This is a genomic window from Cupriavidus sp. MPR-AND1C (assembly GCF_058809705.1).
Genome location: NZ_JBXASU010000010.1, coordinates 84709 through 97858, shown reverse-complemented (window position 1 = coordinate 97858; position 13150 = coordinate 84709). Strand labels below are relative to the sequence as shown.

12 protein-coding genes are annotated in these 13150 nt (G+C 67.0%); 3 read left to right on the top strand and 9 right to left on the bottom strand.

Going from position 1 to position 13150, the window contains the following annotated elements; all coding sequences use genetic code 11:
• Positions 1-3: 3 nt before the first annotated feature.
• The 4 genes from AC1RWI_RS08770 to AC1RWI_RS08755 all read right to left on the bottom strand — a co-directional run bounded on the left by AC1RWI_RS08770 (position 4) and on the right by AC1RWI_RS08755 (position 5931).
• Complete coding sequence (locus tag AC1RWI_RS08770; RefSeq protein ID WP_492865783.1) at positions 4-1236, bottom strand: class I SAM-dependent methyltransferase; 1233 nt, start codon at positions 1234-1236, stop codon at positions 4-6.
• A gap of 170 nt (positions 1237-1406) precedes the next feature.
• Positions 1407-2045, bottom strand: coding sequence for a pyridoxamine 5'-phosphate oxidase (gene pdxH, locus AC1RWI_RS08765; RefSeq protein WP_043348454.1), 639 nt, complete (start codon positions 2043-2045; stop codon positions 1407-1409).
• A gap of 139 nt (positions 2046-2184) precedes the next feature.
• On the bottom strand, positions 2185-3378 hold the full coding sequence (locus AC1RWI_RS08760; protein ID WP_492865781.1) for an MFS transporter: 1194 nt from the start codon (positions 3376-3378) through the stop codon (positions 2185-2187).
• Positions 3379-3672: 294 nt separating this feature from the next.
• Positions 3673-5931 carry an AsmA family protein gene (locus AC1RWI_RS08755; RefSeq protein ID WP_492865779.1) on the bottom strand — a complete coding sequence of 753 codons (2259 nt, stop codon included), beginning with the start codon at positions 5929-5931 and terminating at the stop codon, positions 3673-3675.
• A 188-nt stretch (positions 5932-6119) separates the two neighbouring features.
• On the opposite strand from AC1RWI_RS08755, the gene tcdA reads away from it, so the two are divergent.
• Entirely contained in the window at positions 6120-7019 is a 900-nt protein-coding gene (gene tcdA / locus AC1RWI_RS08750) for a tRNA cyclic N6-threonylcarbamoyladenosine(37) synthase TcdA (RefSeq protein ID WP_236701918.1), read from the top strand.
• Between the two features lie 16 nt (positions 7020-7035).
• Here the strand turns inward: tcdA and AC1RWI_RS08745 are convergent, their stop codons facing one another.
• Complete coding sequence (locus AC1RWI_RS08745) at positions 7036-7614, bottom strand: P-loop nucleotide/nucleoside kinase family protein (protein ID WP_492865777.1); 579 nt, start codon at positions 7612-7614, stop codon at positions 7036-7038.
• Positions 7615-7771: 157 nt separating this feature from the next.
• On the opposite strand from AC1RWI_RS08745, the gene AC1RWI_RS08740 reads away from it, so the two are divergent.
• Entirely contained in the window at positions 7772-8221 is a 450-nt protein-coding gene (locus tag AC1RWI_RS08740) for a bacteriohemerythrin (protein ID WP_043348441.1), read from the top strand.
• Positions 8222-8226: 5 nt separating this feature from the next.
• Here AC1RWI_RS08740 and AC1RWI_RS08735 read toward each other — a convergent pair whose 3' ends face one another.
• Positions 8227-8616 carry a cupin domain-containing protein gene (locus AC1RWI_RS08735; RefSeq protein WP_043348437.1) on the bottom strand — a complete coding sequence of 130 codons (390 nt, stop codon included), beginning with the start codon at positions 8614-8616 and terminating at the stop codon, positions 8227-8229.
• Between the two features lie 65 nt (positions 8617-8681).
• Positions 8682-9527 (bottom strand): thioredoxin, encoded by an 846-nt coding sequence (gene trxA, locus AC1RWI_RS08730; RefSeq protein ID WP_492865774.1) that lies wholly within the window; start codon positions 9525-9527, stop codon positions 8682-8684.
• Positions 9528-9787: 260 nt separating this feature from the next.
• Between trxA and AC1RWI_RS08725 the strand changes: the two genes are divergently transcribed.
• On the top strand, positions 9788-11503 hold the full coding sequence (locus AC1RWI_RS08725; protein ID WP_043348430.1) for a long-chain fatty acid--CoA ligase: 1716 nt from the start codon (positions 9788-9790) through the stop codon (positions 11501-11503).
• A 57-nt stretch (positions 11504-11560) separates the two neighbouring features.
• On the opposite strand, the gene AC1RWI_RS08720 is transcribed toward AC1RWI_RS08725, so the two are convergent.
• Positions 11561-12364, bottom strand: coding sequence for an ankyrin repeat domain-containing protein (locus AC1RWI_RS08720; protein WP_082054912.1), 804 nt, complete (start codon positions 12362-12364; stop codon positions 11561-11563).
• 16 nt (positions 12365-12380) lie between these two features.
• On the bottom strand, positions 12381-13085 hold the full coding sequence (locus AC1RWI_RS08715; protein WP_043352181.1) for a gamma-glutamylcyclotransferase: 705 nt from the start codon (positions 13083-13085) through the stop codon (positions 12381-12383).
• Positions 13086-13150: the final 65 nt, after the last annotated feature.

The window sequence follows — 13150 nt, the reverse complement described above, 5'->3', positions numbered from 1 at the left end:
TTTTCAGTCAAGCGATTTGTCGTAGATATAGCGGCGCGACCAGGGCAAGCTCTGCGACGAGAGGCCGGCCTTGTGGCAAACCACCTGGTAGATCGACATCTGGTCGGTATCGAAGGCATGGCCGCAGCCAGCCAGGTAGACACGCCAGATGCGGTATTTCTTCTCGCCCACCATGGCGCGGATGGTATCACCCTGCGCTTCGAAGTTGTCCGCCCAATGCTGCAGCGTGCGCCGGTAGTGGCCGCGCATCAACTCCACATCGGTGGCCTCCAGGCCGCCGCGCTGCAGGGCGTTGAGCACCATGCCGATGTGCGGCAGCTCGCCCTGCGGGAATACGTAGCGGTCCATGAACTCGGAGCCGTCCATGGGCGTGGCGCCGCTGTCGGGGTCGGGCGACGTGATGCCGTGGTTCATGGCGAAGCCATCATCGGCGAGCAACTCCCGCATGCGGCCGAAATAGGCGGGCAGGTTGTCCTTGCCGACGTGCTCGAACATGCCGACGCTGGTGATGCGGCCGAAAGTGCCGGCCGTGTCGCGGTAATCCTGCAAACGGATTTCGATGCGGTCTGACAGGCCTGCCTGCCTGACGCGCTCGGTCGCCAGGTCGAACTGGTTCTGCGACAGCGTGATGCCCACGCAGCGCGCGCCGAACTTCTGCGCCGCGCGGATGACCAGCGCGCCCCAGCCGCAGCCGACGTCGAGCAAGGTCTGTCCGGGCTGCAGCCGGATCTTGGTCAGGATGTGGTCGATCTTCTTGCGCTGGGCGGTGGCAAGGTCTTCATTGCCATGCTCGAAGTAGGCGCAGGAGTACACCATGCCCGGGTCCAGCCAGAGCCGGTAGAACGCGTTGGATACGTCGTAGTGATACTGGATCGAGGCCTTGTCCGCCGCCTTGGTGTGGGCGAAATGCTGGGCTACCCGTGCCAGCGCGCCACCGGCCTGCGCGCTGGCGGCAGCCGAGAAGCGGTAAGCCACGGCGATGATGTCGCTGAGCGTGCCGTCCAGGTCGATCTTTTCCTGGACATAGGCTTCGCCCAGATTGTCGAGGCTGGGCGTGAGCAGCAGGGGCAGGGCACCCACCTCGCGTATGGTCAGGGTCACCGCGGGATGATCGAAGCGGCCGAGCGGATACTCGTTGCCGTTCCATAGCCGCAGCCTCACAGGGAGATTGGCCCGGTCGCGCAGATCGGCGATCCAGTGGTCCAGTTGCTTGTCCAGTGCTTGCTTGAAAAACATGCGGCCTCCCTCCTGATGGTTGCGGCACACTCCTCGAACTACAGCACAGGGCAGGCGGGGCCTGCTCCTGGTGGCCGCTTCCTCACAAAACCGGAAAGCGCCCCTGACTCACTTTACGACAATTCCTAATTTTGTGCAGTGCGCGGCCTTGGCGGCAGGCGGCTCCACGCTCAGGGCGACAGACGCACGATTTGCCAGCTGCCGTCCGGCGCCAGGCGGTAGGCGATCCGGTCGTGCAGGCGCGACGGGCGTCCCTGCCAGTACTCGATGCGGGTCGGCACCAGCCGATACCCGCCCCAATGCGCCGGCCGCGGCGGGTTATCGCCAAACTTGGCGCGAAAATCCGCTTCGCGCTGCTCCAGCACCGTGCGGTCCGCCACCTCGCGGCTCTGCTCCGAGGCCCATGCCCCGAGGCGCGAGCCGAGCGGACGCGTCGCGTAGTAAGCATCGCTCTCGCTATCGGTAACTTTTTCAACGCGTCCTTCCACGCGCACCTGGCGCTCCAGCTGCACCCAGTGGAACAGCAGCGCCGCGCGCGGGTTGGCGGCAAGGTCCAGGCCCTTGCGGCTTTCGTAGTTGGTGAAGAACGTAAAGCCCTGGGTGTCCATGGCCTTAAGCAGCACAATGCGTGCCGAGGGCTGGCCGTCGGCGTCGACGGTGGCCAGCGTCATGGCATTGGGTTCGGGGAGCTTGGCGTGGATGGCTTCATCGAACCAGCGCTGGAACTGGCTGATGGGATCGGGCGCCACGTCGGATTCGGACAGCGATCCGAGTACGTAGGTGCGGCGGAGGTCGGCGAGTTGGGTCATGTCGGATCAGGTATCGAGTCAGCAGGCCGCGCGCGGGGCAAGCATGCACGGCGCCAGCGGCCTGTTTGATTTGAGTATAGCGAAAGCGCAGCGAACCGCATTTGCGCCTGAGCAACTCATGCGCGATGCCGTGGGCGCCTCAGGCCGGCGGCTGGGGCAGCTTGCGGGCCTGGCCGCGCGAGTAATAGCCGGCCACGCCCATCGCCCCTGCCATCGACAGGAAAATCGGCAGCATGCCAAGCGCCGTGCCGACTACGCCAAAGGTCAGCGGCCACACCACCTGGCTGGTATTGAGCACGGCCGAGCGCAATCCCAGGGCCTCGCCGGCGCGCCCGGTGGGCGAGGCCGTGTGCAGGATGTTCATGACGTTGGGCTGGGCGCTGCCGAGCGCCAGGCCCAGCACGAAGGCCAGGCAGCACATCAGCCAGAACTCGGCCGCGAAGGGGTAGAGCAGGTAGGCTACCGCCCCGACCAGCAGCGCGACCCGAATCACCTTCCACTCCGAGAGCCGGCGCGACACCAGCGGCATTGCCACGCGGATGGCGAAGGTGGCAATGGCGAAGGCGCCCAGCACCCAGCCTACCGACGACGGCGAAAGGCCAACCCGGGTGCCCTGGATGGGAATGAGGAAGGCGTGCAGGTCCCACGCCGCCGACAGGACCGCGCTGGCGATAAACACCGCGCGCAACTCCGGGTGGGCAAGCAAGCCCAATGTGGAGTTGCGGGTGCCGTCCACGATGGCGCCGCGCGCAGCGCGCCCGCCGTACGCCGGCAGCCGCCCGCGCATGAAGTACAGGCCGGCCAGCCCTGCGGCCGCCACCGCCACCAGCACAAAGAATGCCGGGCGGTAGCCAGCGTGCTCGATCACATAGCCCATCATCACCGGGCCCAGCGTGCCGGAGAACGAGAATCCCAGCGCCTGGAGCGTGTAGTTGCGCAGCCGCGTGCCATCGGTGGAAATCTGCCCGATCAGCAACTGCATGGCGACCTGCACCAGCATGAAGCCGATGCCGATCAGCGCGCAGGAAAGGTAGAGCGCCGTGATGCCCGGCCACACCGCCGGCAGCAGCGTGCCCGCGACCACCATCAATGACCCCGCGGTCATCGGCTTGCGCGGCCCGATCTCGTCGATGCGCTTGCCGGCATGGATCGCCAGCAGCATCGGCAGCAACGCATAGAGCGACATCAGGATGCCGAGCGTGACGGTCGACGCTTTGAGCGAGAGGGCAAACAGTGAAACCACGACGCGGCTGGCATTGAAGGCTACGTGGTTGCACACCGTTAGTGCGATCAGGCAGCTGATCGGCGGGACGGTGGCATGTAGCGGCGTCATGCAGGGGGCGGGGGCTGGAGGGAAAATCGGGAAAAACAAGTGCGGCCGAAGCCGCACCCTGAGAAGGATGCCAGCCTCGAAATGCATCGGAGCCGGACATCCGCTTCACGCCATGTATTGGAAACGTCGTTGTAAATGGCCGTTTAATTATGCGGCCGAATGTGGGCGATGCACAACGATGCCTTGCGCTGCAATGCACCAAAGTGTTGCGTAATTGCGTCGACGGCGGAAGGGGTGTCGCAAGGTGTCGCAAACAGGTAGCGCCCGGCCTGCAACCGGGCGGCGCACCGCCGGTCAGCCGCCCTGATAGAGCGAATTGCCTGGCGCTGGCCGATCGGGTGCGCCGGGGCGCGACGGTGCAGCGGGCTTGACCGGTGCCGAGGCGGCCGGCGCGGCCTGCACGTCCGGCGAAGGGGCAGGGCCGGCCGCCCGGCTGGTCTTGCCGGTCTTCGGGTCGCGGTAGGCCTGCCCTGGCGGCGGCGCGGTCGGGCGCTTGCGAATCTCCGCGAGCAGCTTGCCGCACTGGCTGTCGGGCGCAGTCGATAGATCGATCAGGGGCAGGACTGCCGTGGCCACCGGCGCGACCAGCGCCAGTGCCACCACGCCGCCGGCGCGCAAGGCCAGCACGCCGATGTCCGGGCTGACCGAGGGCTTCTTCAGCGTGCCGCCCACATAGAGCGGCGAGCGCAGCGAGAAGACGCGCAGTCCCTTGGAATCCGGCCGCACGGTGAGCGCTAGCCGCTCGCTGCCAAGGTCGATGGCACCGCTGGTGTCGATCAGGGCGTCCTGGGTGTCGATGACGAAGACGCGCGAGCGCGCCACGCCGTTGGTGAAGCTGAAATCGCTGACGCCGCAATGGATCTGCACCGGCTTGTCACCGAACAGCTTGGAGATCACCACGCTGCCCACGTTCAGGCCCATCGCCTCGAGCAGGAACTTGCTGACCGTGCCGTTTTCCACCAGCAGCTTGGCCTCGCCATTGGACGAGCCCAACAAGGCCGCCACCGAGTTGCCGGTGGCGCTCAGCTTGGCGCTGCCGTTGACCTCACCCACGCTGGCGCGCATCGACTCGAACTTCGGGAACAGTTGCTTGAGCTGGAGGTGGCGCGCTTTCATGTCGATGGTGGCGGCGAGCGGCTCGCGCTTGCCGTTGAGCTGCAGCGACGACATCAGGTTGCCGCCTGCCACGCCAAAGTTCAGCGGGTCCAGCGTCAGCACGCCGTCATCGAGCTTGAGGTGGGTGACGAGGTCGGTGACCGGCAGGTCGGCGGTGCGGATGATGCGCTTGCCGGTGAACTTCACGTCGGCGTCGATGCTGTCCCAGCGCTCGGTGCGGAACGGCGCCACTGGCAGCGCCTTGTCGGCGGGCTGGCGCACTGTGCTGTCGGATGCCGCCTGCCCGGGCTTGGCGTCCGCACCGATCAGCGGGGCCAGGTCCTCGAAACGCAGTTGCTTCGATTCCAGTTCGCCCGACAGCAGGGCGCGTGGCTGGCGCTGCGTGTAGGTGAGCGAGCCGTTCAGGTCGCTGCCACCGACGCGTCCGGAAAACTTGTCGTACCGGTACACGGAAGCACCTTTGCGCAAGGTGGCAACCAGCCGGCCGCGGGTCTCGTAGGGCGGGGTGCTCGGCAGCACGATGCCGGTCAGCGCGTACAGCTTGGCCATATTGTCGCCGGACAGCTGCAGGTGCATGTCGAGCGCGCCCAGGTGGGCGGGGTTGGTCAGCGTGCCCTCCACGACCGCGCGGGTGTTGCCCACCCGCACATCGGCCTGCAGCGGGAAGGGGGCCTGGGTGTCGCGCAGGCTCAGCACGGTGCCGGCCTTGCCGGTGGCGTTGATGGTGGCCTGGTTGTAGCGTCCCGTGGCCTTCCAGCGCAGGCCATAGCGCTGGCTGGCGTTGCCGGCGGCGCCAGCGCCGCCGGGCTGGCCAACCGTGGCGGATTCCGGGGGCGCGATCAGGGCCCCGTCGCGGGTCTTGTCATAGAGGGCGGCGTCGCCGATGGTGTCCAGGCGCGCCTGCAGCTCAATCTTCATTGCCTGGTCGTTCAGCGCCAGGTCGCCACGCGCCAGCGAGATCTCGCCGATGTCGAGCCGCCATGGCGATGGCGCCTTGCTGGTGGGCGTGACGAAGGTCCAGTTGTTGCGCTGGTCGGCCAGCCGCTCCAGCCAGACCGCCGGGCTGTCGACGGTAATGCTGGTGATCGAGATCTGGTGGGAGAGCAGGGGCAGCGGGCGTAGCACGAAGATCAATTCGCGCACGGTGGCAAAGTTGGCCTCCTGTGCCCATTCCGGGTTGCCGACGGTGATGTCCCGGGCAGACAGGCGTGGCCAGGGGACCCAGGTGTGCCAACCGGTCTCGCCTTCGGCGCTGCGCCAGGTCAGGGTGAGGTCCCCATTGACGGCAAAGGGCCGGCCGATGGCCTCGGTGACCTTCTGGTTCAGCCACGGCTTGAGGCGATTCCAGTCGAAGGTCAGAATGATCACGACAAGCGCCGCGATCAGCGCCAGCGGTGTCAGTACACTCCAGAGAACGGCCTTGCGGCGCAGGGGCATGGGATCGGTTTCCTGGTTGGCGCCGGCAGCCGTGCGCGCTCTGCGAGACAATGCGGCGGTCGAACCACTGCTATGGGTATTGTATAGTTGCGCGCCCCGCTCCCCTGTCGGCGCCTGGCTGACAAGGTGCGGCAACGCGCGCTTTTCCCCCGCAGTGTCCTCCAATTCAGCCAGCTTCGAGCGTAGAAATGAGCAACTCCGTCCCCGCAACCTCCACCCAGCCGGAACCGGAGCTGGCGCAACTGCCGCCGGCCCTTACCCACGAGAGCCCGGAGGATGACGACTACCACCGGCGCTTCGGTGGCGTGGCGCGCCTGTATGGAGCGGCGGGCCTGGCGCGGCTGGAGGCGGCCAGCGTTTGCGTGGTCGGCATCGGCGGGGTGGGCAGCTGGGCAGCCGAGGCGCTGGCGCGCAACGCGGTCGGCCGTGTCACGCTGATCGATCTGGACCATATCGCGGTGTCCAATACCAACCGCCAGATCCACGCGCTGGGCGACGCCTATGGCCGCGCCAAGGTGCAGGCCATGGCGGAGCGCATGGTGCAGATCAACCCGCGCTGCCGGGTGACCGAGGTGGACGATTTCGTGACCCCGGAGAATCTGGTCGAACTGCTCGACGGGCACGACTACATCATTGATGCGATCGACTCGGTCAAGGTCAAGATCGCCATGCTGGGCTGGGCACGCCGCGTGGGCCGGCGCATCATCACCTGCGGCGGCGCCGGCGGCCAGCTCGACCCGACCCGCATCCGCGTGGTGGATTTCTCCCGCACCGTGCAGGATCCGCTGCTGGCCAAGGTGCGCTCCACCCTGCGCAAGGACTGGGGCTGGCCGCGCAACCCCAAGCGCAAGTTCGGCATCGACGCGGTCTTCTCCGACGAGCCGCTGCGCTATCCGGAGCCCGAGCAGCAGTCCTGCGAGATCGACGAGGCCCCGCAAGCCGCGCCAGGCGCCTCGGCCGGCCCGCAGGGGCTGGCCTGCGCCGGCTTCGGCTCCTCGGTGGCGGTCACCGCGGTGTTCGGCATGGTGGCGGCGTCCAGCGTGCTGGCCGCCCTCACGGCGCCGGACGTTTCCACGGCGCCGGAATGAGCATCGCGGCGGCTGGCTACGCCGCGAGCGTGGCCAGCAGCGCGTTCAGCGCGGCGTCGTCCGGCGCCGTATTGTCGAAGTAGGCCAACTCGGGGTACTGCGCTGGCTCGGGCATGAAGCGCCGGGTGCGGTAATCGTCCCAGTGCGCCAGCTTGTAGGCATCGTTGGGATTGGCGCGCTTGACGATGCGCGCATGCGCCTCGTCCTCCGGCAGGTGCACCCACAGGGTGCGCACGATGGTGCCGGCGGGCACGCGCAGCCATTCGGGATCGTGCAGCAGGTGGTCGCGCACCTCGCGCGATAGCGGGCCCACCACGATCACGCTGATGCCCAGGGCGAGGTTCTCCCGCGCGGTATCCAGCAGGCCATCATATTCCGCATTGCGCAGGTACTTGAGGTAGGTCGGGCTGTCGCGGTCGTTCGGGTCGCCGGTCAGCGCGCCCATTGCCGCGGCGCTGTATCCGCCGTAGAGCGTGTCCTTGTCGAGCAGGCAGAACGGCTCGCCGGTGACCTGCATCAGTGGGCCGATCAGGCGGTGGGCCAGGGTGGTCTTGCCGGTGCCGGCATGGCCGCAGAAGAAGAGCAGTCGGGGCATGGGAAGCCAGGGATCAGCCTGGTGCAGTGATGGAGCCAGCCTTGAGCATACCCTGCGCGTGCCGCCGTCCTTGGCGGCGCTGTGGTTTGTCCTGGATCAGTCCGGGCCGCCGCGGATTCGGTATCCTTGCGGTTTTCGCGATATTGTTCCCCCCGATATGACCGATTCCTCTTTGACCGGCACCGCCACGCTGGCCCCCGACCTGCTGCTGGGCGAGCCGGTCACCGATGCCACCCACGCCGAATTCGTCCAACTGCTGGACGCCGCCACGCGCGCCGACGATGCGGGCTTCCTGGCAGCCCTGGACGCGTGGATCGACCATACCCGCCATCATTTCGGCCAGGAGGAAGCGTGGATGGAGGCGATGGCCTTCGGCCCGCAGCATTGCCACCGCGGCGAGCACGAGCAGGTGCTGGCGGTGGCCGGCGCGGTGCGCGACAAGGTGGCCGAGGGCGACCTGGCGCTGGGCCGACGGCTCTTGTCGGAGTTGCCCGGCTGGTTCGACCAGCACGTGAAGGGGATGGACGCGATGATGGTCAACCACATGCGCGAGAACGGCTTCAGCCTGATCGAGGCGCCGCCGGAGCAGGCGGGCCAGATGGCCTAGATTGCCTAAATTGCGTCGGCGGCAGCCCGGTCCAGCACGACAAAGTGCTTGCGCACCGGTTCGAGCACCTCGAACAGGCCGGTGAAGCCGGCTGGGATCACGCAGGCGTCGCCGGGCCCGAATTCATGGGCGTTTCCCGCGTCGTCGCTGATGCGCAGGCGGCCGCTGATGACATGGAAAAACTCCTCCTTGCCAGCCGGAAACGCAATGCGCCACGCGCCCGGCTCGCAAGCCCAGATGCCGCAATCGAAATCGCCCTGGCTGGCGCTGTAGTGCGTCCAGGTGGTGCGGTCCGGGTTGCCGGCAACCAGCCGTTCCGGGCGTGGGCGATCGTGGCTCGGAAGCGGTTCGGGGTCGGTCTGGAAGTCGATCAGGCGGGGCGGGGAGGCAGTCACGGTGGAGCAGGGCGGTTGCAGGGAAATAAAACGGCGGGCCCGGCCCGCCGCGTTCACCCGCCAGTTTAATTGAGCGCCGAGGCCAGCAGCCGGCGATAGCGCGACACCACGTCGGGCTGGTCGCTCATCAGCTTGAATACCGACAGCATGGCCGTGCGGCCGATATCGTCCTCGAAGGTGCGATCCGTGCGCGCGATGGCCAGCAGTTGCTCCAGCGCCGGCTCATATTGCCGATGCGCGATCAGCGCGCGCGCCAGGTCCAGCCGCGCCTGCAGGTCACCGGGGGCGTCGGCGACACGGGCCGCCAGGGTCGCCGCGTCGGGCAGGTCCGAGGCACCGCGCATGGCCTCGATCCGGGTGCGCAGCGCAGCGTAGCCGTCCTCCTGGGCCGCGTTGGGAGACAACATGCCGAACTCCGGCTGGGCCTGGTCCAGCGCATCCTCGTCCAGCAGGAAGCCGATGTATTCAAGGCGAGCGGCATCGAAGCCAGGATCGAACGCCAGTGCCGCCTGGAACGCCGACCTGGCCGCCTCGCGGTCGCCCGCGCCGGCAGCGTCGCGGGCAGCACGCAGGGCCACCCTGCCCGGGTCGGGCATTACCCGGGCAATAAACTCGCGCAGCCCGGATTCCGGCAGCACGCCGATGAACTGGTCCACCGCCTGGCCATCGGCGAACGCCACCACGTGGGGAATGCTGCGCACGCCGAAATGCGATGCCAGCTCCTGGTTCTCATCCACGTTCACCTTGGCCAGCCGCCATTTGCCGGCCGCTTCGCCCTCAAGCTTTTCCAGCATCGGCCCCAAGGTGCGGCAAGGGCCACACCACGGTGCCCAGAAATCCACCAGCACGGGGATGTGGCGCGACGTCTCGATCACGTCGGCGTCAAAATTCTGCAGGGTTACGTCGCTCATGGCTTGGCCTCGGAGTGTGGAACGCCCGCGCGAAAGGCTCCACTCGCGCAACGACGTCTTCTCTTTCATATTGGGACCGCCCCGCCGAATGCAACCTTTGCACGCCGCGCGGCGTGGATGCCGGCGCAGGCAAGGGTAAGCGATGGATTGAAAAAAGAACGGTCGTTCGGTTATATTGCTTGACTGATTGTTGGTTTCGACAAATTCATCTCTCGCCTCGCATCCAAGACCAGGTCGGATAGACCGCACAGGAGACCTTTATGCAGACCCCCCAGCCCGCGCGCCCGCATTTCCAGTTCTGGCCCAAGCGCGCGCCCACCAAGATCGTGCTGCCGGAGACGTCGCTCTGGTACAACCTGGTGGTCTCCGCCCATCGCTACGCCGACAAGGCGGCCATCCGGTATTTCGGCAACGCCATCACCTTCCGGGCGCTGGAAGCCCAGGCCAGCGCCATGGCGGGCTGGCTGCAGCAAAAGGCCGGCGTGAAGAAGGGCGACCGGGTGCTGCTGTATATGCAGAACTGCCCGCAGTTCATCATTGCCTATTACGCGATCCTGCGCGCGGATGCCGTGGTCGTGCCGGTCAATCCGATGAACAGGACTGAGGAGTTCAAGCACTACATCACTGACGCGCAGGCCAGCGTGGCGATCTGCAGCGCGGATCTGGCCATGGGCGCCGAGCAGGCCAATAACGAGTTGCCGCCCGAGCAGCGCCTGCAGCACCTGCTGGTCACGCAATACAGCGATGCGCTGCCGGCCAGCTACGAGAACCCCGAAGACGCGCCGGGCGCCTGGCTGACCACACAGCATCCGCTGCCGGCCGGCGCCACCCCCTGGGCCGATGCGCTTGCCGCGCAACTGGTGCCTGGGCCGCATACCGCGGGCCCGGACGATATGGCGGTGATGCCCTATACCTCGGGCACCACCGGCTTTCCCAAGGGTTGCATCCACACCCACCGCTCCGTCATGCATAACGCGATCGGCGGCGGCATTTGGAGCGGCAGCGGCGCCGAATCGACGATCCTGGCGGTGCTGCCGCTGTTCCACGTGACCGGCATGCAGTACGGCATGAACGGCCCGATCTACAGCGGCGCTACCGTGGTGATGCTGCCGCGCTGGGACCGCGAAGTCGCGGGCCGGCTGATCTCGCGCTTCCAGATCACGCACTGGACCAATATCCCGACCATGGTGATCGACTTCCTGGGCAGCCCGAACCTGGACCAGTTCGACCTGTCGAGCCTGCGCTATATCGGCGGCGGCGGCGCGGCCATGCCGCAGGCGGTAGCGCAGCGCCTGAAGCAGCAGTTCGGCCTTAACTACGTTGAAGGCTATGGCCTGTCCGAGACCATGGCGCCGACCCACAGCAATCCGGTCGACCGCCCCAAGCTGCAGTGCCTGGGCGTGCCCACCTTCAATACCGACGCGCGCGTGATCGATCCGGTCACGCTCAAGGAAGTGGCGCTCAACGAGACTGGCGAGATCATCGTGTGCGGCCCGCAGGTGTTCAAGGGCTACTGGGGCAAGCCGGATGCCACGCGCGATGCCTTCATCGAGTTCGATGGCAAGACCTACTTCCGCACCGGCGATCTGGGCCGCATGGACGAAGAGGGCTACTACTTCATCACCGACCGGCTCAAGCGCATGATCAACGCGTCGGGCTTCAAGGTGTGGCCGGCAGAGGTGGAGAACCTGCTGTACAAGCATCCCGACGTGCAAGAGGCCTGCATCATCGGCACGCGCGATGCCTATCGGGGCGAAACCGTGAAGGCGGTGGTGGTGCTCAAGACGCATGCCAAGGGCAAGACCACGCCCGAGGAAATCATCGAATGGGCCAAGGAAAACATGGCGGCCTACAAGTACCCTCGCGTGGTGGAGTTTGTCGACGCGCTGCCCAAGTCGGGCACGGGCAAGGTGATGTGGCGCGCGCTGCAGGAAAGCGAGAACGCGCGCAGCGCGGAGTCGAAGCCGGCGGCCTGAGTGGCCTGAGCGGATAGCGTTGCGTCAGCGGGATGCGCGGGCACATCCGTGCCCGCGTCAGTGCCCGCGCACGCGCACCAGCATCTTCACCATGGTCTTGTAGCTGCGCTCGCGGGCGTGCCGGGTCGGGGTGGTGCCATCCCGGTCGGCAAGGTTGGCGTCCGCGCCCGCATCCAGCAGCAACTGCACGGTGTCTTCATACCGCGCGCTGCCATCGCCCATGACGATGGTCTCCAGCAACGCGGTCCAGCCCTGGCGATTGATATGGTCGACCGCCACGCCGGCTTTCAACAACACCTTCACCACTTCGGTATTGCCATGCTCGCACGCGGCGATCAGGGCGGTGTTGTCGTAGCTGTCCGTGCTGTTGAGATCGGCGCCATGCGCCAGTGCCTGCTGCACCAGCTCAAGCTGCCCGGTGGCCGCGGCCAGCAGGAAGGGGCTGTTGGATTCCATGTCCTTGCGGTTGACATCGGCGCCGGCCGCCACCAGTGCCTTGGCAACCTCGGTATGGCGGCTGTAGACCGCCACCAGCAAGGCACTGCGGCCGCGTTCGTCGGCGGCCTGGGCGGAAGCGCCCGAAGCCAGCAAGCGCTTGACCAGTTCGAGATCTCCCAGCGTTGCCGCGGCAAGGAGATTGCGGTCGAGCCCGCCAACGCTATCGTGCGCGGCAGCGGCGGAGCCCGCGGCGCCTTGCCCGTGCGAGCGCGGCGATGACTGGGCCGGGCCGTTGCCGGCAGGGCGCGCGGCCAGCGTCGATCCGCCGGGGCCGGCCAGCAGCGCGCCGCCCATCAGCAAGCCGGTCAGCCCCAGCACTTCAGCAAGCACCAGTCGGCGGGGGCGGGCAGCAGGGCGTGGCATCCTGGTCGATCCTGGGTCAGGCGGGTTCGCTGACAGCCTGTGCGGCCGTGGCATCCGTATCCTGCAGCCGGCGCCAGAGCCGGCCCAGGTAGGGATCGTCGACCCCGTTGGTGGCAAGGCCAAGCAGCGTCTGTTGCAGGTACTCGCGGGCCGGGCCATACAGGCCACAGGCGTGGCGCAGGCAGGCCACCACGCGGTCGTCCGGCAAGCGTCCGGCATAGGCTTCGTGCCCGCGGTTCATCACGAAGGCCAGGGCGCGCTGCCGCGGGCTGCCGTTCATCTTCACATTGAGCCAGCGGGGGTGGTAGGCGCCGGTCAGCATCTCGCGGCGCCACAGCAGGCGGAATTCCTGCTCGATCATGTGATGGGGGATGCGGAAGACGACGCCCTGGCACGAGCCGCCGCGGTCCAGCGCGAGCACCAGGCCCGGGTCGTCCCAGGTGCCGCGGTTGATGCGCGAGTACAGGTAGAAGCCGCGGTGGTAGCCATGCACGGTAGCCAGCTGGCGGTCCGTGTGTATCACCATCGGGTTCCAGATCAGCGAGCCATAGCCGAACAGCAGGACATCGCCGGCCAGCCCAGGCGTATCCGGCCGCTGGTCCAGCGTCGCGCGCAGAGAACGCTCGAAAGCTTCTTCGGGAAGTAGCGAGGAAGCCACCGGCGTGCTGCAAAGAGAAGCACGCAGCCGATCTGTTTCGAGATCTTGTCGGGTGATGGCCATGATGCAAGCATAATCCAAAGCTGCGTGGCAGGCGGCATGGAAACCACATGGCACGCAGAAATGTC